Source organism: Ruegeria sp. HKCCA6837, assembly GCF_013034475.1.
GTDB lineage: Bacteria > Pseudomonadota > Alphaproteobacteria > Rhodobacterales > Rhodobacteraceae > Ruegeria.
In genome coordinates, this window is sequence record NZ_WQGD01000001.1 from 403925 (window position 1) to 424941 (window position 21017).

At 54.3% G+C, this 21017-nt stretch carries 23 protein-coding genes and 1 tRNA gene; 19 read left to right on the forward strand and 5 right to left on the reverse strand.

The window, feature by feature from the left end; all coding sequences use genetic code 11:
* Nucleotides 1-69: 69 nt before the first annotated feature.
* The 3 genes from GOV91_RS01910 to GOV91_RS01920 are packed head-to-tail and all read right to left on the reverse strand — an operon-like array spanning nucleotide 70 to nucleotide 2134.
* Nucleotides 70-1239, reverse strand: coding sequence for an HD domain-containing protein (locus GOV91_RS01910; protein WP_171234247.1), 1170 nt, complete (start codon nucleotides 1237-1239; stop codon nucleotides 70-72).
* Nucleotides 1236-1481, reverse strand: coding sequence for a hypothetical protein (locus tag GOV91_RS01915; protein WP_171174072.1), 246 nt, complete (start codon nucleotides 1479-1481; stop codon nucleotides 1236-1238). Before GOV91_RS01915 ends, GOV91_RS01910 begins: the two co-directional genes overlap by 4 nt.
* Nucleotides 1481-2134 carry an alpha/beta hydrolase gene (locus GOV91_RS01920; RefSeq protein ID WP_171174070.1) on the reverse strand — a complete coding sequence of 218 codons (654 nt, stop codon included), beginning with the start codon at nucleotides 2132-2134 and terminating at the stop codon, nucleotides 1481-1483. The genes GOV91_RS01915 and GOV91_RS01920 overlap by 1 nt, the downstream gene beginning before the upstream one ends.
* Nucleotides 2135-2313: 179 nt before the next feature.
* On the opposite strand from GOV91_RS01920, the gene GOV91_RS01925 reads away from it, so the two are divergent.
* From GOV91_RS01925 to GOV91_RS01995, 15 genes are all read left to right on the forward strand, one after another.
* Nucleotides 2314-2772, forward strand: a complete 459-nt coding sequence (locus GOV91_RS01925; protein WP_171174068.1) for an Rrf2 family transcriptional regulator — start codon at nucleotides 2314-2316, stop codon at nucleotides 2770-2772.
* A gap of 51 nt (nucleotides 2773-2823) precedes the next feature.
* Complete coding sequence (locus GOV91_RS01930; protein WP_171234248.1) at nucleotides 2824-3867, forward strand: cysteine desulfurase family protein; 1044 nt, start codon at nucleotides 2824-2826, stop codon at nucleotides 3865-3867.
* A gap of 18 nt (nucleotides 3868-3885) precedes the next feature.
* Nucleotides 3886-5406 carry a Fe-S cluster assembly protein SufB gene (sufB, locus tag GOV91_RS01935; protein ID WP_171234249.1) on the forward strand — a complete coding sequence of 507 codons (1521 nt, stop codon included), beginning with the start codon at nucleotides 3886-3888 and terminating at the stop codon, nucleotides 5404-5406.
* A gap of 2 nt (nucleotides 5407-5408) precedes the next feature.
* On the forward strand, nucleotides 5409-6179 hold the full coding sequence (locus tag GOV91_RS01940; protein WP_171234250.1) for an FkbM family methyltransferase: 771 nt from the start codon (nucleotides 5409-5411) through the stop codon (nucleotides 6177-6179).
* Between the two features lie 47 nt (nucleotides 6180-6226).
* On the forward strand, nucleotides 6227-6982 hold the full coding sequence (gene sufC / locus GOV91_RS01945) for a Fe-S cluster assembly ATPase SufC (RefSeq protein ID WP_171234251.1): 756 nt from the start codon (nucleotides 6227-6229) through the stop codon (nucleotides 6980-6982).
* The gene (locus GOV91_RS01950) at nucleotides 6982-8262 is read left to right on the forward strand and encodes a SufD family Fe-S cluster assembly protein (protein WP_171234252.1); all 1281 of its coding nucleotides are present in this window, start codon (nucleotides 6982-6984) and stop codon (nucleotides 8260-8262) included. The genes sufC and GOV91_RS01950 overlap by 1 nt, the downstream gene beginning before the upstream one ends.
* Entirely contained in the window at nucleotides 8262-8747 is a 486-nt protein-coding gene (locus tag GOV91_RS01955) for a YIP1 family protein (protein ID WP_171234253.1), read from the forward strand. Before GOV91_RS01950 ends, GOV91_RS01955 begins: the two co-directional genes overlap by 1 nt.
* Nucleotides 8744-9310 carry a YIP1 family protein gene (locus GOV91_RS01960; protein WP_171234254.1) on the forward strand — a complete coding sequence of 189 codons (567 nt, stop codon included), beginning with the start codon at nucleotides 8744-8746 and terminating at the stop codon, nucleotides 9308-9310. Before GOV91_RS01955 ends, GOV91_RS01960 begins: the two co-directional genes overlap by 4 nt.
* Nucleotides 9311-9321: 11 nt before the next feature.
* A complete protein-coding gene (locus GOV91_RS01965; protein WP_171234255.1) occupies nucleotides 9322-10542 on the forward strand; it encodes a cysteine desulfurase in 1221 nt (406 codons plus the stop codon).
* 77 nt (nucleotides 10543-10619) lie between these two features.
* Nucleotides 10620-10696: transfer RNA gene (locus GOV91_RS01970), tRNA-Arg, on the forward strand.
* A 75-nt stretch (nucleotides 10697-10771) separates the two neighbouring features.
* On the forward strand, nucleotides 10772-12094 hold the full coding sequence (gene xerC, locus GOV91_RS01975) for a tyrosine recombinase XerC (RefSeq protein ID WP_171234256.1): 1323 nt from the start codon (nucleotides 10772-10774) through the stop codon (nucleotides 12092-12094).
* Nucleotides 12095-12273: 179 nt separating this feature from the next.
* Nucleotides 12274-12861 carry a hypothetical protein gene (locus GOV91_RS01980; RefSeq protein WP_171234257.1) on the forward strand — a complete coding sequence of 196 codons (588 nt, stop codon included), beginning with the start codon at nucleotides 12274-12276 and terminating at the stop codon, nucleotides 12859-12861.
* An 88-nt stretch (nucleotides 12862-12949) separates the two neighbouring features.
* Nucleotides 12950-13303 carry a hypothetical protein gene (locus GOV91_RS01985; protein WP_171234258.1) on the forward strand — a complete coding sequence of 118 codons (354 nt, stop codon included), beginning with the start codon at nucleotides 12950-12952 and terminating at the stop codon, nucleotides 13301-13303.
* Between the two features lie 461 nt (nucleotides 13304-13764).
* Entirely contained in the window at nucleotides 13765-14010 is a 246-nt protein-coding gene (locus GOV91_RS01990) for a hypothetical protein (RefSeq protein WP_170815627.1), read from the forward strand.
* 293 nt (nucleotides 14011-14303) lie between these two features.
* Nucleotides 14304-15278, forward strand: coding sequence for a leishmanolysin-related zinc metalloendopeptidase (locus GOV91_RS01995; protein WP_170815628.1), 975 nt, complete (start codon nucleotides 14304-14306; stop codon nucleotides 15276-15278).
* A 22-nt stretch (nucleotides 15279-15300) separates the two neighbouring features.
* Here GOV91_RS01995 and GOV91_RS22845 read toward each other — a convergent pair whose 3' ends face one another.
* Complete coding sequence (locus tag GOV91_RS22845) at nucleotides 15301-15600, reverse strand: recombinase family protein (protein WP_371732262.1); 300 nt, start codon at nucleotides 15598-15600, stop codon at nucleotides 15301-15303.
* A 912-nt stretch (nucleotides 15601-16512) separates the two neighbouring features.
* Between GOV91_RS22845 and GOV91_RS02005 the strand changes: the two genes are divergently transcribed.
* Nucleotides 16513-17001 (forward strand): hypothetical protein, encoded by a 489-nt coding sequence (locus GOV91_RS02005; RefSeq protein WP_171174053.1) that lies wholly within the window; start codon nucleotides 16513-16515, stop codon nucleotides 16999-17001.
* Between the two features lie 62 nt (nucleotides 17002-17063).
* Here the strand turns inward: GOV91_RS02005 and GOV91_RS02010 are convergent, their stop codons facing one another.
* A complete protein-coding gene (locus GOV91_RS02010) occupies nucleotides 17064-17633 on the reverse strand; it encodes a DUF882 domain-containing protein (protein WP_171234259.1) in 570 nt (189 codons plus the stop codon).
* 355 nt (nucleotides 17634-17988) lie between these two features.
* On the opposite strand from GOV91_RS02010, the gene GOV91_RS02015 reads away from it, so the two are divergent.
* Genes GOV91_RS02015 through GOV91_RS02025 form a run of 3 tightly spaced genes read left to right on the forward strand, consistent with a single transcriptional unit; the run spans nucleotide 17989 to nucleotide 21012 of the window.
* A complete protein-coding gene (locus GOV91_RS02015; protein ID WP_171234260.1) occupies nucleotides 17989-19596 on the forward strand; it encodes a murein L,D-transpeptidase in 1608 nt (535 codons plus the stop codon).
* A 34-nt stretch (nucleotides 19597-19630) separates the two neighbouring features.
* Nucleotides 19631-20722: a UDP-3-O-(3-hydroxymyristoyl)glucosamine N-acyltransferase gene (lpxD, locus tag GOV91_RS02020; RefSeq protein ID WP_171234261.1), complete on the forward strand. Its 1092-nt coding sequence runs from the start codon at nucleotides 19631-19633 to the stop codon at nucleotides 20720-20722.
* Nucleotides 20723-20754: 32 nt separating this feature from the next.
* Nucleotides 20755-21012 carry an acyl carrier protein gene (locus tag GOV91_RS02025; RefSeq protein ID WP_171089997.1) on the forward strand — a complete coding sequence of 86 codons (258 nt, stop codon included), beginning with the start codon at nucleotides 20755-20757 and terminating at the stop codon, nucleotides 21010-21012.
* Nucleotides 21013-21017 lie beyond the last annotated feature (5 nt).

Sequence of the window (21017 nt, forward strand, 5' to 3'; positions counted from 1 at the left end):
GGTAGTCGTGTTTTTTAACGCCACTCAGAACTAAGAAGGGAAAAGGAGCCTTTGGGCTCCTTTTTTCTGTTATGCGTCTAACGGCGTCGCTTCGAAACTTTGGAAAAATGCCGCAAGTTGCGGGTGAAGCCAGTTCCATAGTTCAGGTGCTCCGGCCGTAATGGAGGGTTCAACCCGCGTTTTGAGCTGGGCGAGGGTAACGTTGTAGTCCGCCCACGACCCACCACCGTTTTCCAGATTGGCTATCGGTGTTTGAAAACGATCTACTGCCTTTGCGAACCTTGCGTCTGTACTCTTGGCGGCTTCGAACTCGAGCCACATATCCGTGAAATGCGCCTGCTGCATGTCCGGTAATAAGCCAAACAATCGCTGAGCTGCGGCCTGTTCCTTGGCTTCTTGTTCGGCGTGATTCACCTGTCCGTGTATAGGGTGATCTCCGGCGTCGATTTCGACGATATCGTGCAGAAGAAGCATCTGAAGCACACGATCCACGTTAATTTCTGATTGCGCGTGCTCAGCCAAAACCCAAGCGTAGAGCATGATATGCCACGAATGCTCGGCAGAGTTCTCAAACCGATCCCCGGCCATCAGACGCGACGCGCGGACAACTGATTTCAGTTTGTCCGCCTCGGCCAAAAACGCGATGCGCGTTGAGAATGCGTTTTCTTCTGTTGGTGATCCGGCCAACAAGGCCGTGGCATGGTGATAAGCAAGCGGGAAAACCTGTGAAAGATAAGCCGCGCGACCGCCATCCAGATTGGCCCGTGCAATTTTCACATGGTCCGGGTGAGGGTCCGAAGCGCACAGAACCTGAAACAGCGGCTGACACCGATCCAGGATTTTGGAAAATTGCGCGTCCGGTGTCTGATCCGATTCGAACTCCTGCCACAAAGACAGGAATGTCTGTGCTTGATCCAGGGGCAATAACCCAAACAGTTCTGAGGCGGCTGCCTGTTCCGCCTCAGCCAGATGATCCCAGTCGGTTTCCAAGTGAATAGGATGGTCGCCAACCACGATCTCGACCAGATCGTGTAACAGCAACATACGGATGACTCGATCAATTGATACATCTGGCCCCGCCAAGGGGGCCATGACCAAGGCCCAAAGCGCCAGATGCCAGCTGTGTTCGGCAGAGTTTTCAGGCCGGGACTGATTGAGCAGGACATTTGCCCGCTCAACCATCTTCAACATGTCGGCCCGTTTTAAAAACGCAATTTGTGCCGACAACCGTTCCGTCATTGTTTTTCGATCGCTTTTTGTTTCGAGCGATGCGCAGCCAGGCGTTTGATGACAAACTGCCTGGCTTTGCGTTCCGCCAAGCGCACGCGGATTTCGGTCAAGTAGGCCTCTTCCAGCGATTGTGAAGCGGCCCCAAGAACTTCGCCGACCTCGACAAAGAAACGGTCTTCGCCAGTTTCGTCCATAACCTTCATCGTGTCTTCGGCCAGTTTGGCCGCAAGAGTTGTGATGGTGTCGGACATTAGCGGGTGTTCTCGGTCAGGCGACGTTTCACATAGTCACTGACATCGGTGATCAGCGTGTCCATGTGGCGATCCTGGAAGAAGTGGTCTGCGCCCTCGACCTCGGTGTGGGTGATCGTGATGCCTTTTTGTTCGTGCAACTTGTTCACCAGTGACGTGGTATCCGCCGGTGGGGCCACGCGGTCGGCTGATCCGTTAATGATCAGGCCCGAAGACGGGCAGGGCGCCAAGAACGAAAAGTCGTACATGTTGGCTGGGGGCGATACACTGATAAAGCCGGTAATCTCGGGACGGCGCATCAGCAATTGCATGCCGATCCATGCCCCAAACGAAAACCCTGCGACCCAGCAGTGTTTCGAATTGTTGTTCATGGATTGCAGATAATCCAGCGCCGAGGCCGCATCGCTCAGCTCACCTACACCCTGATCATACTCGCCCTGACTGCGGCCAACGCCACGGAAGTTGAAGCGAAGCACGGTGAAGCCCATGTTGTAGAAGGCATAGTGCAGGTTATAGACCACCTTGTTGTTCATGGTCCCGCCAAATTGTGGATGCGGGTGAAGCACGATTGCGATCGGTGCGTCTTTTTCCTTTTGCGGGTGGTAGCGGCCTTCCAGGCGGCCTTCGGGTCCGGGAAAAATCACCTCGGGCATGTGTGCTTTGGTCCTGTCTTTTTCGTACGGGCGCCCGGATATACTTGACGATAATCGTCGGACACCTTAGAACGGTTCTAATTACATAACGTTGCGCGTCAGCGCTGTCAGTCGGAGATACGCACTGGCAGCGTCGGCGTCAATGATTTCGCGCAAATCCTGCTGAGAAGGGGCTAAATATGAAGCTGTCGACCAAAGGCCGATATGCGATGGTTGCCTTGGCGGATATTGCGTTGCAGCCAAAAGACCGGCTTGTAACCCTTGGCGAGATCTCAGAGCGCCAGGATGTGTCGCTGCCTTATCTGGAACAGCTCTTTGTCAAACTTCGTCGCGCCGAGCTGGTGTCTTCAGTCCGTGGCCCGGGCGGCGGGTATCGTCTTGCGCGTCCCGCGTCGGAAATCCGTGTGGTCGAAATTTTGGCAGCAGTGGACGAAACGGTAGATGCTTTGCAGAAAGGGGCCGGGGCCTCTGGTGCGTCTTCAGGCAGCCGGGCGCAATCCCTGACCAACCGCCTTTGGGAAAGCCTGAGCGCGCATGTCTATGTGTTTTTGCATCAGACGCGCCTGTCTGACGTGATCAAGAACGACCTGGCTCCATGCCCCGCAGTGCCGAGCCTGTTCTCGGTGGTGGACGAGTAAGACGAAAAGGCGGCACCGTCATATGAAATCTGCTGGCAAAAAGATGCATCCATGAATCGTGTTTATCTGGATAATAACGCAACAACACCACTGCGCCCTGAGGCACGAGAGGCGATGATTGCCGCGATGGAAGTCTGCGGAAATCCGTCCTCTGTTCATGCCGAGGGCCGAGCTGCAAAGGCACTTGTCGAACGTGCGCGTGCACAGGTTGCAGCTGCTTTCGGCGCTGATGGTGCGGATATCGTTTTCACTTCGGGGTCGACCGAGGGCGCGGCATTAACTTTGGCTGGGCGCAATTTGCATGGTGCCGCAGTTGAACATGATGCGGTAAGGGCATGGATCCATGAGGATCTTCCGGTTTCTGCGGCCGGAGAGGTTCTGGTTGAGACACCAGAGGCTTCAACCGTTCAACTGGCAAATTCCGAGACTGGTATCGTTCAGACATTACCGCCCGGATTGGCTGTGACAGATGCCACGCAGGCATTTGGAAAGCTGCCGATTGCGTTTAATTGGATGTATGCCCAGATGGCTTTGGTCTCGGCGCATAAACTTGGTGGACCCAAGGGTGTTGGCGCCGTCGTGATGAAGCGCGGTACCGACCTGCCAGCTCTGATTAAGGGCGGAGGCCAGGAAATGGGGCGCCGCTCCGGCACTGAAAATGTCATTGGAATCGCTGGCTTCGGAGCCGCAGCTGAAGCCGCAGCACGTGACTTGGCGGATGGCGTTTGGGAGCAAATCGAAGAATTTAGAAATATTCTAGAAAACGCTCTTGAGGGCGCTGTAAAATCACCTATTTTTGTCGGGAAAGGGCGGCAACGCCTGCCGAACACCCTGTGTTTTGCCGCGCCGGGATGGAAGGGTGAAACCCAGGTCATGCAGATGGATCTGTCGGGTTTTGCGATCAGTGCGGGCTCTGCCTGTTCCAGCGGCAAGGTTCGTGCCAGCGCGGTGCTCACCGCAATGGGTTTTGACGAGGTGACAGCCAGCAGCGCAATCCGCGTTTCGCTGGGCCCTCGGACAACGAAAGAAGATGTGCTGCGTTTCGCCGAAACGTGGCTTGAAAAAGAGAAAAAGCATCGCGCGCGGGCCGCGTGATCTGACGGAGGGTAAGTTATGGCCGCTTTGGACCAGACCCAGGTGAAAGAGGGTGTCGATCAGGAAACCGTGGATGCGGTACGCGAGGTCGGAACCTACAAGTACGGCTGGGACACTGATATTGAGATGGAGTACGCGCCGAAAGGTGTGAACCCGGATATCGTCCGTCTGATCTCGGAGAAGAACGAAGAGCCAGAGTGGATGACCGAATGGCGCTTGGCCGCGTTCGAGCGCTGGACCAAGATGAACGAACCAAAATGGGCGATGGTCAACTACCCTGAAATCGATTTCCAGAACCAGTATTACTATGCGCGTCCGAAATCGATGGAAGAAAAGCCAAAGTCTCTGGATGAGGTCGATCCCAAGCTGCTGGCCACGTATGAAAAGCTTGGTATCCCACTGAAAGAACAGATGATTCTGGCTGGTGTCGAAGGCGCTGAAGACGCGCCTGCCGAAGGGCGCAAGGTAGCTGTGGACGCGGTGTTCGACTCGGTTTCAGTAGGTACGACCTTTCAGGCCGAACTGAAAAAGGCCGGGGTGATTTTCTGCTCGATCTCGGAAGCGATCAAAGAACACCCCGAGTTGGTCAAGAAATATCTTGGGACTGTCGTCCCAGTTTCGGACAACTTTTATGCGACACTGAACTCGGCTGTGTTTTCGGATGGGTCTTTTGTCTACATCCCGCCGGGCGTTCGGTGCCCGATGGAACTGAGCACCTATTTCCGCATCAACGCCGAAAACACAGGCCAGTTCGAACGCACGCTGATCATCGCCGACAAGGGCTCGTACGTCTCTTATCTGGAAGGCTGCACCGCGCCTCAGCGTGATACGGCCCAGCTGCACGCGGCTGTTGTCGAGATCATCGTCGAAGAAGACGCCGAGGTGAAATACTCGACCGTGCAAAACTGGTTCCCAGGGGATGAGAACGGCAAGGGTGGCATCTATAACTTTGTGACCAAACGCGCCGATTGCCGGGGCGATCGTTCCAAAGTGATGTGGACGCAGGTGGAAACTGGTTCTGCCGTGACCTGGAAATACCCGTCCTGCATCCTCCGCGGCAATGAAAGCCAAGGCGAGTTCTACTCGATTGCGATTGCCAACAACTATCAGCAGGCCGACACCGGCACCAAGATGGTTCATCTGGGCAAGAACACCAAATCGCGCATTGTGTCCAAAGGCATCAGCGCAGGTAAAGCGCAGAACACCTATCGCGGTCTGGTCTCGATGCATCCGAAAGCTAAAGACAGCCGGAACTACACGCAGTGTGACAGTCTGTTGATCGGAGATAAATGCGGCGCGCATACGGTTCCGTATATTGAGGTCAAGAACAACTCGTCCCGCGTTGAGCATGAGGCGACGACGTCGAAAGTGGATGACGATCAACTGTTCTATTGCCGTCAGCGCGGCATGGACGAGGAAGAGGCCGTTGCGCTGGTTGTGAACGGGTTCTGCAAGGACGTATTGCAGGCGCTGCCGATGGAATTTGCCATGGAAGCGCAGCAGCTGGTGGCGATCTCGCTTGAGGGGAGCGTCGGCTAACAATGCGCCCGCGTTCCAAGATCAAACGGTTTGTTGACCGCACGGTTGCCAAACTATTTGTCAGCTTATGCGGCCCGTTCGTGCGGTATTGCGATGCCGGCGGTCAATTTCTGTTGTTCGAAGTGTCCAATCCACGTGATGTGATCCAGGGGCGCCATTTTTGGGGTGATGTGTATGAGCTTGGCCTGCTCCAAGACATATCGCGTTACCTGCCGAAAAACGCGCAAATCGCTGATATTGGAGCAAATATTGGCAACCATGCAGTGTATTGGGGGCGCGTGTGTGCAACCAAGATCGTACGTGTGATCGAAGTTAACCCGGACGCTATCGCCATCTTGAAGCGCAACATCAAGCTTAACGGCCTGGAAGATGTTGTTGACAGTTCGAAACTGGGTGTTGGAGCAGGGCGCGAGGCTGCGTCTGGCTTTGAGCTTAAGCCAGAGGCGGGCAATCTAGGCGGCACGCAATTGACACTGGGATCTGGAAATCTGCGGGTAGAGCCCGGTGATACGCTTTTAGAAGGTATGACACCGGATCTGATCAAGATCGACGTTGAGGGCATGGAGCTGGACGTGTTGGCAGGGTTGTCCCGCACGGTGGCTGCGACGCGCCCCATCATCTTTGTCGAGGTAGATCACAAAAACCGCGCGTTCTTTCAGAAATGTATGGCCGAGCAAAACTACGAAACTCTTCGGAGCTTTGGGCAAGACCGCGACAATGAAAACTTCCTGATCGTTCCGGCCGAAAAGGCCGACACGTTCAAATCGAAATGACACCCGCGCAAGATGACGCGCGAATAGAGATGAGAGCCGAGGAAAATATGCTGGAAATCAAGAACCTGCACGTGCAGCTTGAAGACGAAGACAAGCAAATTCTCAAAGGTGTGGACCTGACGGTTGAGGCCGGCAAGGTGCATGCGATCATGGGGCCGAATGGGTCGGGTAAGTCGACGCTCAGCTATGTTCTGTCCGGTCGCGACGGTTACGAGGTGACCGAAGGCTCGGCCACGCTGGACGGCGAAGACCTGTTGGTAATGGAACCGGAAGAGCGCGCCGCTGCGGGTGTATTCCTGGCGTTCCAGTACCCGGTGGAAATTCCGGGCGTTGGCAATATGACCTTCCTGCGGACTGCAGTGAATGCGCAACGCAAGGCACGTGGCGAAGAAGAGCTGTCGGCCGCCGACTTCCTGAAAGAAGTGCGCGCGAAGGCGAAAACTCTGAAGATCGACGCTGACATGTTGAAGCGTCCGGTCAATGTTGGCTTTTCGGGCGGTGAGAAAAAGCGCAACGAAATACTTCAGATGGCCATGCTGGAACCTAAGATGTGCATCATGGACGAGACAGACTCGGGCCTTGACGTGGATGCGATGAAGCTGGTGGCCGAAGGTGTGAATGCCCTGCGCGATGAAGGCCGTGGTTTCCTGGTGATCACGCACTACCAGCGTCTTTTGGATCACATCAAACCGGACGTCGTGCACATTATGGCCAATGGTCGTATCGTCAAGACCGGCGGTCCGGACCTCGCGCTTGAGGTCGAAAACAACGGTTATGCTGACATTCTTGCCGAGGTGAACTGATGGCCTTGCCCGAAGCAAAACAAACCGCAACCGAGGCGCGGCTATCTGCGCTGACCATGCCTGACGCAGGTTGCACGCGTGCCGCGCGCGAAGACGCTCTGGCACGTGTGCTTGAAACTGGCCTGCCTAACCGTCGCGACGAATACTGGAAATACACCCAACCTGACACTTTGGTGTCGCCCGAAGCGATGCCTGCTGCTGTCTTCTCAGATGATGAGCCGTTGGTATTCAGTGAGTTCGACCGGCTGAATATCGTTTTCGTGGACGGTGTTTTCAGTGCCGAGGAATCGGATGATCTGTCGATGGAAGGTGTAAGCATCGACCGGCTTGAAGACATCTGCTGCAAAGACATACACTGGGCCAAGGACCTGTACGGCGTTCTGGAAGCCCGCGGCCAGTATCCGGTCCAGCGCCCGCTGGCGGCGCTGAACACTGCATTTGCGTCGGATGGTGTTGCCATTCACGTGACAGGCAAACCGTCCAAACCGATCAACCTGATCTATCGCCACGCTTCGCCGACGTCAGACGCGATCCTGCATCACGTGGTTCGGGTGGAAAGCGGGGCCGAGGCGACCATTCTGGAAACTGGTCCAGCAGCCTCGCGCTTTAACAAGTGCATGGAAATCGACATTGCCGACAAAGGTACGCTGCATCACGTGCGCGCGCAGGGAAGAGACCATGAACGCCGCGCCGTGACCCATATGTTCACACGTCTGGGCACGGAATCGGTCTATAAATCCTTCACTTTGACGGTGAATGGCGTTCTGACCCGCAATGAACAGGTTGTAGAACTGACCGGCGACGATGCGGTTGCGCATGTGGCGGGGGCCTGCGTTGGCGATGGCGAGTTTCACCATGACGACACAGTCTTCATCACGCATGACGCAGTGAATTGTGAAAGCCGTCAGGTGTTCAAGAAAGTGCTGCGCAACGGGGCGACCGGAGTGTTCCAGGGCAAGATTCTTGTGAAAGAAGGGGCTCAGAAAACCGACGGCTACCAGATCAGCCAGTCGCTGCTGCTGGATGACGACAGCCAGTTCCTTGCCAAGCCCGAGCTTGAGATTTACGCCGATGATGTGGCGTGTTCGCATGGCTCGACTTCGGGCGCGATTGATGAAACTGCGCTGTTTTACCTGCGTTCGCGCGGAGTTCCGACCAAGGACGCGACCAATATGCTGACACTTGCATTCCTGGCCGAAGCGGTGGACGAAATCGAAGACAGCGCGTTGGCAGAAGCGATTGTCAGCCGTCTGGAGGGGTGGCTCGCCCGCCGCAGCTGATGGCTCTTTCGTCAGATATATTGGCAACATACCGGGGGCCGGGGCGTGTTGTGCGCCGGCTTCTGGAATTGGGGCCACGCGAAGACCGCGCACTGGTTTTTGTGATGGGCTTTTGCATCGTCGCGTTTATTGCGCAGATGCCAGGGCTCGCACGGCAGGCTCATCTGGAAGGTGTTGAACTGAATATGCTGCTGGGCGGTGCGCTGCTGGGCACCGTGTTTATCTTGCCGTTGTTCTTCTACACGCTGGCTTTGGTCTCGCATTGGGCCGCGCGTCTGGTTGGCGGCAAGGGCACTGCTTATGGGGCAAGGCTGGCCCTGTTCTGGGCGCTGCTTTCGTCTGCACCGCTGGTTTTGCTCAACGGTCTGGTGGCCGGGTTCATCGGACCTGGACCTGCTTTGTCAATTGTAGGCTTCCTGTGGGTTGCTGTTTTTGTCTGGTTCTGGTTATCCGGTCTCAGGCAAGTACAAAGGGCGGCTGAATGACTATTCCACCACTAGGTCCACTGGCTGTTCTGACGCTCAGACGGCCTGCCGAAGCGGCCCGTCAGATTTTGGCCCTGGATCTGGGACGAGAAGCAGTCTGGCTAAGCTTTTTCCTTGTGGTGGTCTTCAATTGCCTGATCCAACTCAGCACTGATCTGATCATCCCGACACCGGACGCCCAGCTGACCCCCGAGGCAGAAAGCATCCCATTCATCCTGATCCGATCAGCCGGTGCGATGCTATTGAGCGTTGTCGCCTTTCTGTTGGTCGGGCGGGTGCTTGGGGGAAATGCAACGCTTTCCGGCCTGTTGACCCTCATGATCTGGCTGAGTTTTCTGCAAAGCGGTGCTTTGCTGGCTATGGTTATCACCAGCGTGACAATACCCGCCCTGACGCTTTTGTTGCTACTGGCAACCCTGGGGTGGAGCCTTTACATAACGCTCCATTTTTTAAACGAGGCGCATCAGTTCGGCTCACTCGGCAAGGCCTTTGCCGTGGTCCTGCTGGCCGCGATCGTCGCCTTGCCCATTGTTCTGATGTTCACCCCAACCGGACCTGTCTAGGAAATACGCTTATGTATGATGTGCAGAAAATCCGCTCTGACTTTCCGATCCTGTCACGTCAGGTCAATGGCAAGCCTCTGACCTATCTGGACAATGGCGCTTCGGCTCAGAAGCCACAGGTCGTCATAGACGCCGTGACGCGGGCTTATGCCGAGGAATATTCCAACGTCCATCGCGGCCTGCACTACCTGTCCAACCTTGCGACCGAGAAATACGAATCCGTGCGCGGCACCATTGCCCGGTTTCTTGGAGCTTCTAATGAAGACGAAATCGTCCTGAACTCGGGCACGACCGAAGGGATCAACCTTGTCGCTTACGGTTGGGCAATGCCGCGCCTTGAGGCCGGGGATGAGATCGTTCTGAGCGTTATGGAACATCACGCCAACATCGTGCCCTGGCATTTTCTGCGGGAACGGCAAGGCGTTGTTCTGAAATGGGTTGATGTGGATACAGAGGGTGGGCTGGACCCTCAGGCCGTGATTGATGCGATTGGCCCAAAGACCAAACTGGTCGCGGTGACCCAGTGTTCAAACGTGCTGGGTACTGTCGTGGATGTCAAAGCCATCACCGAAGGTGCCCATGCCAAAGGTGTTCCGGTTCTGGTTGATGGCAGCCAGGGTGCCGTCCACATGCCGGTGAATGTCGAAGAGATCGGCTGTGATTTCTACGCGATCACAGGTCACAAGCTTTATGGTCCCTCAGGTTCCGGAGCGATCTTTATCAAATCTGAACGCATGGAAGAAATGCGCCCCTTTATTGGCGGCGGCGACATGATCAAAGAGGTCAGCAAGGATCAGGTCATCTACAATGACCCACCAATGAAGTTCGAAGCTGGCACGCCGGGTATCGTTCAGACCATAGGTTTGGGCGTGGCCTTGGACTACATGATGGATCTGGGAATGGCGAACATTGCGGCGCATGAGTCCAGTCTACGCGATTATGCCATGCAGCGATTGATGGGCTTGAACTGGTTGCAGGTTCAAGGCACGCGCCCCGACAAGGCCGCTATCTTCAGCTTTACACTGGACGGGGCGGGGCATGCCCATGATGTGTCGACCATCCTGGACAAAAAAGGCGTCGCTGTTCGCGCAGGTCATCACTGCGCCGGGCCACTGATGGACCACCTGGGTGTAACTGCAACATGCCGCGCCAGTTTCGGTCTGTATAACACCACGGAAGAGGTCGACATTCTGATCGATGCCCTTGAATTGGCACATGATCTTTTCGCCTGACTTTGATCCGAAACTGGGCGCAACGGGCACGATTTCCAGTTGCACCCAAGTCGGATCAAGGTTAGCTAACGACCAACGCACCTGTAGCTCAGCTGGATAGAGCGCTGCCCTCCGAAGGCAGAGGCCAGAGGTTCGAATCCTCTCAGGTGCGCCACCATCGCCATATTTCTAAGGTTTATTGGGAAAAACAGCCGCTTCTGTACCACTTTTGCAGGAGTTTAAGTACCACATGGCTATCGTGATGAAGATCAAGTACCTCGACAAACTCAAGGAAGGTTTCCGGTTCAAGCGCAGGTTCCCTAAGGACGTTGCTCAGGTCACCGGAAGAGAGTTTTTTCAGGCTCGGTTCGCAGTGAAGGAAGAAGGGCCTGCTCTTCTCCGTGAACATGCCGCCTTGCTAAGGGATTTTGAGGATACCGTCAGGGCTGCCAGAAGGCAGGCTACAGGGTCGGAAGAAGTGCCACCTAGAGAGAGATGGTATCGCGCCCTCACAGAAGCTGAGAGGCTTGTCGATGAACTGCCTCATGAAGACCTCAGAGACGTCCTAGCAGATGAGATGCACAAGCTAGGGTCGGACCCCATGCTGCTCAAAGCCATCCGTGACCCTGAGGCTAAACCACCATCGGTCACCTTGGCAGATGCGAAGGCTGTTTATGAGACAGAAAAGGTGAGGGGGAAAAGGTCCGCACAACAACAGTTGGACAGAACCTGTAGGCGTATTGAAGATGTCCTCGGTCCGCTTGACCAAATGAAGCTGACTGAACTGAAGAGGGAACAAGCCCGCCGTCTCCGAGACCAGATGCTCAAGATGCACACCACACCAGACAAGCTCCTTTCTCCTTCATCTGTGAAGCGGGAACTGCGGATTATCTCTGCCATGGTTAACGTAGGCATCAAAGAGTTCGACCTTACCAATGACGCGGCTAACCCCTTCCAAGGCCTTGAGGTCCACCAAGGGGAAACCCTCGCAGAAGAAAAGAGGCTGCCTCTGAGTATGGGCCAAATGCTGGCCATGAGCACCCGACTAAGTGACCACGCTAGGTCGCCCGATCTGCGCCTGATCTGGGATATTCTCATCGACACTGGCTGTCGTCTGGCTGAGATAACTGGTCTCACATTGGACGATGTCCACCTCAATGCTGACATCCCTTACATCGACATCAAGCCTAACTCCATTCGCTCCATCAAGACCAAGGTCTCGGTCCGTAGGGTGCCCCTCAAGGGCCGCGCTCCGGCGGCCATTGAGGGGGCGATGAAGGGCAGGGAAGGTGCTTCTGGCGGTGACCCCTTGTTCCCGTCCTATGGGCGTCCTCGGGGGGCAGACAGTGCGTCTCAAGTATTGATCAAACACCTGAGGACCATCACCCCAGATAACAGGCTCACAGTCCATTCAACACGTCATGCGATGAAGGACAGGCTCAGGCTTGCAGGTGTTGATCCAGTGGTCCAGAAGTTCGCGCTTGGTCATGCGGCGTCAGGTGTTGGTGAGACATATGGCGGGCCTGAGGCCAGACTGAAGTTGGTTCCAGAAGCCTTTGAAAAGGTAATGTAATTATCTTGCTGAGGATGATTTGGGGGGGTACATCTCAAATAGAACTAAACCTTAGGAACGAGCATGGTCGAAGGAAACGTAAAGAAAACTAGGCGCAACCGACGCGATCTATTGCTGCCCAAGTTGGTCTTCGGCGAGATCGACCTCAGCGCTGCTCGGTGTGCAATGGAGGCGGCGGAGTGACCAAAACGGCATTGAATAAGGCCGCTGTTCCTGCGCTTGCCAAAAAAATACTCGGCGAGTGGTCGCATGTATCACGTAATTTAAAGGGCGTGAAAGACCTTCCTAAATTCCGTTCCATGGGAATGAAAGGGTACCTCACGCTGGCTGAATTGGAAGCGATTGGGACAGAGAAATCGCCACGTCGCAAGGAATTGTTATCAGAAAACAGCAATAACGTCGTTGTAAAGGTGACGCGTGAGGCGTTCGTCGCAATTTCGGAACGGGAACGGATGAGCTTGCTCTGTTCCCTCAGAGGAGTGGGTATTCCACGCGCCTCTGCAATTCTCTCATGGACATTTCCGGAAAAATGGCCGGTCATCGATGTCCGCGCATGGAGGACGCTTGAACATCACAAAGTCGTTTCGGGCCGTAAGCAAGGGACAAATCTCGGCTTTATTCAATGGGAGGTCTACTTGAGTGCGGTTGATGAACTGATGCACCACTTGAGGAAGCCGGAACTCACACCACAAAAAGTCGATCGCATTCTTTACCAGATGGATGCCGACAAGAACGGCAGGAAACGCAAAGGGACTTGCCGGAAATGACCCGAACCGACAAAGTCCACTACTACAGAGAGGACATTGCCTTTGAGCCACCCAGAATAAATTGTTCGCGGACTTGGGCTGTAAAACGGTGAACCTCTACCATGAATGGAACAGTGGTGGTTTTATCGAATGGAGCGTGAGCGAAGCTAAGTACGTTCTTGAAGGTCACCTTAAGGTAATTACACACGGCCCCTTGGGCTGGCAGAAGAACGACAATCCAGTATTAAACTGGAGCAACAGACCGCAAACAAAAGGTGCCGTACGGCAATCCATTAAGATCGATTTGGACAGTGGACTGCCGGACGTTTACGACGATGATGTTTTAAATGCAAAATGCGATGCTATTTTCCACCACTTCTTTGAAGCCTATCGCGGCCGCGTTCAAAGCATTTTCGCCGCCGCCCACCTGACATTTCCAGAGAAGAAAATATGCCTTCACTAGCGCAAGAATTCTCAAAAACGTTCACCGACAGTCCGAAAAAGAGGTTTGGCTGCCCAACTTGCGGTCAAGGTCTGTTGGTTCCAGACCAGTCCACATTTGTAAGAATTGAGCCCGGTCAAATGAGACACAGATATTCAAGCAGCCTTCCGGTGGTTCGTGAAGGTCAGGGCATAGCGCCCAGCGTCAAGGAACACCTCGCCCGGTCCCTCTGCGTCAAGCTTGCAGCGCGAAACCCCAGATGGTCGGCGGCTTGGTTCGTGTGATTGCGTGAGCGCGGAGGTCTCAATGCGCCCACTGGTGAGGCCAATTTTTGATTTAAGAGCTGGCGCGCACCTGAGGCCAGAGGAGGCGCGGACTGGGCCGGTGGCTGTAAACTCGCATCAGGTTCGGGTTTAGGGCGCGTCTTGTAGCAGCAGCGCTTTCATGACAACCCTAAGCTATAACCTGACCCGGAGAATGTGATGCTTAGAATGATGGCCCTTCTTGCGCTGTTTGTGATCGCTGCTTGTGAAAGCAGAACTGAACGACTGACGCGGGAGTATCAGATCGGTGAAGAGTTAATGATCGACTGTCAGGAAAATGGGAAACGATGTCCTGAGTATCTCGATTTCAAAAAGCGATTTGAAGCAAGTTTTAACAACCTTACCACCTTTGAACGCAGTCTTGCGACCCACAAAGCGCGGATAGCACGGGGCGCTCCGGTCTGACTTCCGTTCGAGAAACTGACCACCTCGTCGCGACGCAGGTGCAGGCGTGGTTGGCACACTTGACTGCAACAAAGGTGCTATACGCAATTAATAAAGTAACGGTGCAATTTATGAAATTACGATTTGAATTGTGGCAAAATTAAATATTAAGTCTGATGTATTAATCTGATTGTTTCGCAAGTTTTAGTTATTTTTCTGTGCAAGTCACAATTTCGTCATTTTCTTTCGTTTCTATCGTATCCCTCAAATTACCATGGGTGGCGGGACTTGTGTAGACCACGAGGGAGAAGGATATGCCATCCAACGAAAGCGGAAATTTCCTTGAATACGTAAAATCATCCGGCGCTGGGGCGTCACGTCTTTACGCAGCGGATGCGGACAAGCAAACTGTAGGAAGTATAAGCGGTGATCTTATTTACATTGAAGAACCTGCCGCAGCCAGAGGCAGCAAAGGGCCGCCGACGGGAATTGGCGGTGGCGGTGGTGACACCGAAACAGTCACGGATACATATATAACTGGCCAGAACGACGGCATCGACGACAGCCTTCAATACAATATCGAAGTCCAGTTCGTCGGTGATTGGCCGGACCACTTGAAAGCGGTATTTATTGCGTCGGCAGATTATCTGGCTTCTCTGATAGCAGAGGATCTCGAAGATGCCGTGGACGGAAATGGAAACGTATACGACGATCTCGTCATTACTGCCGATCTGGACGCTATAGACGGTGTTGGCGGAGTGCTGGGTCAGGCCGGTCCGACCGGTTTGCGCTCTGACACGGGATTGCCGGCCGTGGGTGAGATGACGTTCGATGAAGCGGACGCGCAGGCCTACTATGACGCAGGACAGTTCGATGACATTGTTCTGCATGAAATGATGCATGTCATGGGTGTCGGTACACTCTGGGACTATTACGGTCTCGTTACGACTGTTGTGGATGACAACAACACCAAAAGGCCAAATGACGACACGGTGACCAGTCTCTACACCGGCGATGCCGCGAACTCAGAGTTCAATGTGAATTATCTTGCTGAAGATGATTTCCTTTTGGTGGAAACAGATGGAGGGACCGGTACTGCCGGCGGACATTGGGACGAAGAGACTTACTACGACGAGTTGATGACTGGCTATATCGGCTATCTCGCAGATGATGGAACGTATGACGATACTAGTTATCTGTCGGATTGGTCGGTCGCGTCGCTTGAAGATCTGGGCTACGTACTGACACCAGACGCATCCGGCATCGCTGACGACATAGCATTTGCTTGATAGCCTTCTCTAGCCCGTTTCGTTACGGGCTGGAGGAGTAACCTCTCAGAGGTTCGCCGGACGCATCAATGCTTACTAGTGCAAACATAATCGGCGGTGAACTCCGAATAATCTCCCGTTCGAGCTCAGCAACGCTGCCCAAAAGATTGAGCATGAGGTTCCCGGTGGGCGTTGAGGTGTCAAGATTGAGAGCAATGATCTTGAGGCGTGTCCCTCTCTCCTCGAGCCGTTGCCAAATCTCCATCAGGTGAGCCACGGAGAAAGCTAGGTGGTCGAGCTTTGTCACCACAAGGGTGGGTCCCCTTCCCGGAGGAAGGGTAATGCCTCTTCGAACCTTTCTCGCGCCCTCACGCCCACTGAAGAGGCTTGCTCCTCAAAGATGCGTTCGTAACCCTCAGCCTTGTGGTCCCGTAGCTGGGCTTTAAAAGGAACTGAACGGGCCTCACGTTCGATGAGCAAGTCAAAAGGACCAAAGCGAATGTCAAAGATGATCATGGGTCGCTACCTCATTAAATGATGTGCATCAGGAGCGATATGCGCTCAACTTGGTTTCGCGTCAGAATTAATTCACCCCATTGAAAAATATACACTAAAGGGACTTTCCCGCAGATAGAGAGAGGTGATCATGTGGTGGCCCCACCGGGGGGGGGGTATGCGCGGCACGATAAATAATCTCTGGTACTCAGATTTTTTTGCCAAAATATTTGGCCCCCTTGAGGTGTCCCTCACTTGTCCCCCCTGGTCTCTCTTGAAAAGTGAACCGTGGTTCACCTTTGGTCTGTCTTGAGATGTGCACGGTCATGCACTTTTGCTCTGGTCTCACGCTCAGTGGCCGCTGGGTTGTCCCTTAGGGCACGTAGTCGTTCGACCTTACGGAGATCGTCGAAGGTCGCCGCTCGGGTCTCGGGCTTAGGGGCTGCCTTGGACTTCCCTATGGCGAGGACTTCGCGGATTGATGAGCAGCGGTTGAAAAGGACAGCGTGCTGTCTTTTTGCTTTCGAGACACTCATGTAGCGTCGGGCATGGCGTCTGAAGAAAAGGGGGTAGTTGAACTACCCCTTAATGGAAAGAAGGGGGAACCCGTGACCTGCTGCTTTTCTCTCACAGCCTATTGACAATCCTTGTACCACTTCAGTACCACATCAGCAACAACTAGCGGCTGACTTGCCCAATGAAATAAGGGACTTCGCGGAGGTTGGGTTTGCACGAGAGCCATCTCAGGTGCGCCACTTTCTTGCATGTTCTCAACCACTTTGAACGGATTCTAAGTACAGTTTCGTCGGATATTGAGAACGCCCGCAGGCACACTCTTCGAAGTGTAATTTTTTATCAGCACATTTTGCTATACACTTTCCCGATGGGGTTGGTTCGCGTCACCTTTGATGGAGGAAAGAACGTGCAAGTCATCTCTTCAAAAAAATTGTTTTTCGTTGTGGTCGTAACAGTAGCGGTTTTGGGCTGTACTGTTATTTCGGGTTATTCCCTCCCCAGCGTTATAAGCTGGATAATAGTCGGAGTGGTGCTTGCATTCATCCTTGGCAAGCTGACCGACGACGATCCAAACAGCGACGATGAAGCAGAGAGCAGCGATGTGTCTGTGTCTAATGTTTATTCTGATGTCGAAAAGGAAAAGGCGCGTGAGTCTGGCAGCTCGACCGCCGAGGCTGCATCCAGTAGCGACTCGGGTGACGCAGGCGGAGGAGGTGGAGATGCGGGGATATAGCAGGTAAAACCAGTTTTCCTGCTAAAGCGTTTCAGAAACGCGAAAACCGTTTGGTGTGCGCTTTAACCACGCCAGCTGCGAACGACTCCGCAATCCATATGAACGAAATTGGAACCGTAGTATTGGCCGACACCACCTGCGCGGCACGAGATAGCTGCTTTGGCCATCTGCGAGACCGAGCGCGAAGCTAGACGCAGGTCAGCAGCCTGACCTTCCATATGGAGCGATTTGCGCGCTACGCGACGCGACCGGGAACGCAACATAGCGTTGGTCTGCGGAGAGCGATAGCCGGACAGCAGCATATAAGGTTCGTTCACATCCAAAAGGTTGTGTGATGCTGCCATGATATCAATCGCGCGTAAATCGATGGATTTTACCTGATCTGTACGCCAATCACGCATGAAGTGGTTCACTTCTTTGACAGCGTCCTTGATATACTTACCATCGACCCAATAAATCATATCCAACCGTTCGCCCGTGCGACCGGAATACATACGAATGCGACGAATATCGCCGCCGCCACGCAAAAAGCCCGCTGCATTGGAGTAGGTGGGAGCTGCCGCGACTGCGGTTGCTGCAAACGCGCCCAATAGGGCACGCCGGGTCAAGCCCGAGGAACTGCTCTTTGTCATTTTTGGTTCGTCCCGTACTGTTCCTGCCTGCGCACGATGTTACGCGCGCCGTATTAATTTTTTCCCATCCCAGATGCGATTTTTATGACACAATCGAAATCGGTGGCCAAGAAGTGTTTCAGATTCACCATTTCAAGGGGGAAATTTCGGCAGTTTTTTGCGCAAATGACACAGTACTTCTTAGAAACTGTGCAACTGCGAAGCTTTCGCCGACAGGCCGATGCAAACACGCATCAGCCACCAACAGAAGCGATTGAATAAGGTATTTGTGAATAGACAAGCTTTGCCGCCCAAATCCATAGTTGTTTGACGCACATATCCCAAGTCCAAGCTATTGAATACTCAAGGCCCTATAATGTTTTCTGTTTTCCGCACCAGTACCAGTATCCTTCTCACCGCGTGTTTTACCGCGACGGCAAGCTTTGCGAACACGGCTTCTGACCCCGCGCCGAACACCGCGTTTCAAATGGCAGTTGCGGAACACACTCCGCAGACCTCGAACATAGCCGAGTTCTATCGCACGAATGGGTTTTCACCCATTTGGGTCGGTGAAACGGTTGAGCATGCAAGTCGTCGTACCGCGCTGATAAATGCGTTGTCCAAGGCCCGAATGCACGGTCTGCCACAGGCGGATGCAACAGTCGCAGCCTTGATAGAGAAAATGGAGCAGGCCCGTTCAGTTCGTGATCTTGGTGCGGTTGAGGCAGAACTCAGCCGGGCTTTCATCGAATATGCTGACGCGCTTTACTCGGGAACTGTTGAGCCCGGACGTGTGGACGATGGCCTTGTTCGGACATTGAAACGTCGGAGCGCGGCCGAGCATTTGGCCGGTTTGGCTGATCAAGGCGCGCAATATCTGGAACAATTGCCGCCCCAAACGCGTCAGTACCGAGCACTGATGAAGCAAAAGCTGCTGCTGGAGGACCTGGTGAATCAGGGAGGTTGGGGCGCAACTGTGCCCGTTTCCAAACTGGAATTCGGTGACACAGGACCGAATGTTGTTAAACTGCGCAATCGTCTGGTGATGATGGGTTACATGAAGCCATCGGCCAGCCCGTCTTTTGACGACGCACTGCTGGCTGGCGTTCAGTCGTTTCAAACTGCACATGGGTTGGAGCCTGACGGCGTTGCGGGCAAGGGAACAATCACCGAGTTGAACCGGCCAGCATCGGACCGTTTGAAAGCTGTTCACGTAGCGCTCGAACGCGAACGCTGGTTGCCAAGGGAACGTGGCACGCGCCATATCCTTGTGAATCAGGCGGACTTTTCAGCCAAAATTGTCGATGACGGGCAAGTCACGTTTGAAACCCGTGCGGTGATTGGCAAAAACACCCATGATCGCCGCAGCCCCGAGTTTTCGGATGTGATGGAGCATATGGTGATCAACCCCAGCTGGTATGTGCCGCGCTCGATCATAACCAAGGAATATCTGCCGAAACTGCAATCCAATCCAAATGCGGTGGGTCACATAGAAATCACCGACCGCAGCGGTCGTCAGGTTAATCGCGGGGCGGTGGATTTCACTCAGTTCACGGCGCGAAACTTCCCGTTTGCGATGCGCCAACCCCCCAGCAAAAGCAATGCGCTGGGTTTGGTGAAGTTCATGTTTCCCAACAAGCACAACATCTATCTGCATGATACGCCTCAGAAAAGTTTGTTTGCGCGTGAAGTGCGGGCGTTCTCACACGGCTGTATCCGTTTGGCGCAGCCTTTCGAGTTTGCGTATGCGCTGCTGGCAAAACAAGAGGAAGACCCCAAGGCGTTCTTTCACCGTGTTCTCAAGACCGGCAAGGAAACCAAAGTTGAACTGGATCAACATGTGCCGGTGCATCTGATCTATAGGACGGCCTATATCGGCCCCAAGGGTCAAGTGCAGTATCGTCGCGACGTCTATAACCGCGATGCCAAGATTTGGGACGCTCTGCAAAAGGCAGGGGTGGCCCTGCAAGACGTTCAGGGGTAAGCACGGGTCAAATCCTGCCAAAAGGAAACCCGTCATGCAGTTTACCGTTCAACACATTGCTGAAGCTCTGGGTGCAGAATGTCAGGGCGATGGCGGCCTTACAATTTTGCGTGCCGCCGAACCCGGAGACGCGGGTCCAACAGATTTGGCGATGGCGATGTCTCCGAATTATGCCGAGGCACTTTCGGGTGGAGAGGCGCGTGCTGCGGTTCTTTGGGAAGGGGCCGATTGGCGAGCGATGGGTCTGCGCGCGGCCATCTTTGTCACTCGCCCTCGCATGGCCATGGCAGGCATTACTTCGATGCTTGATCGCGGGCAGGGGGCCGAGCCGGGCATTCATCCGTCAGCCGTTATTGATCCAACGGCAGAGATTGGTGCTAACGTTTCTATCGGGCCTCTGACAGTTGTTGGTGCGCGCGCACGGATTGGCGAAGGTTCCGAAATCGGCGCGCATTGCACGATAGGCATCGATGCCACGCTAGGAAAGCGTGCGTTACTGCGCGAAATGGTCAGTATTGGGGCCCGCGCGCAGATCGGAGACCGTTTTATTGCACAACCTGGTGCGCGGATCGGGGGCGATGGCTTCAGCTATGTCACCCCCGAAGTTTCGGGTGCTGAGAATGCGCGAAAAACAATGGGCGATCAGGGCGAAGCCAAGGCACAAAGCTGGCTGCGCATTCACTCTCTGGGGGCGGTTGAGATCGGAGATGACGTCGAGGTTGGCTCGAACTGCACGGTCGATAACGGCACGATCAGAAACACCCGGATCGGGGACGGCTCGAAACTGGATAATCTTGTCCATGTCGGTCACAACACCCGAGTCGGACGGGATTGTCTGCTATGTGGGCAAACCGGCGTGTCTGGGTCTGTAGAGATTGGGAACAATGTTGTCCTTGGTGGCCAAACCGGGGTCGCCGACAACATTTTCATAGGCGACGGCGTGATCGCCGGTGGGGGTACCAAAATCCTGTCTAATGTCCCTGCTGGAAGGGTTATTTTGGGCTATCCGGCGGTCAAGATGGACACCCACACCAATATCTATAAATCCCAGCGCCGACTGCCTCGTCTGGCCCGCGACGTCGAGGCACTCAAAAAGGCTGTTTTCAAACAGTCCTCAAGCGACTAAATCATCGACAGATTGAAAATCAGGGGATCGACATGAGCATCAGCGACCGCGTCATCGCAATCATTGCAGAGCAGGCCGTGCTGGAGCCATCGGATGTGACGCCCGAAAGCACACTGGAAGATCTGGGCATCGATAGTCTGGGTCTGGTCGAAAGCATCTTTGCAATCGAGGAAGAGTTCGACATTTCAGTACCATTCAATGCGAACGAACCAGAAGCCAACGATTTCGATATTTCCAATGTGGCTGCGATCATCGCCGGGATCGAACAGCTTGTGTCGGAAAAGGTCTGACCTGC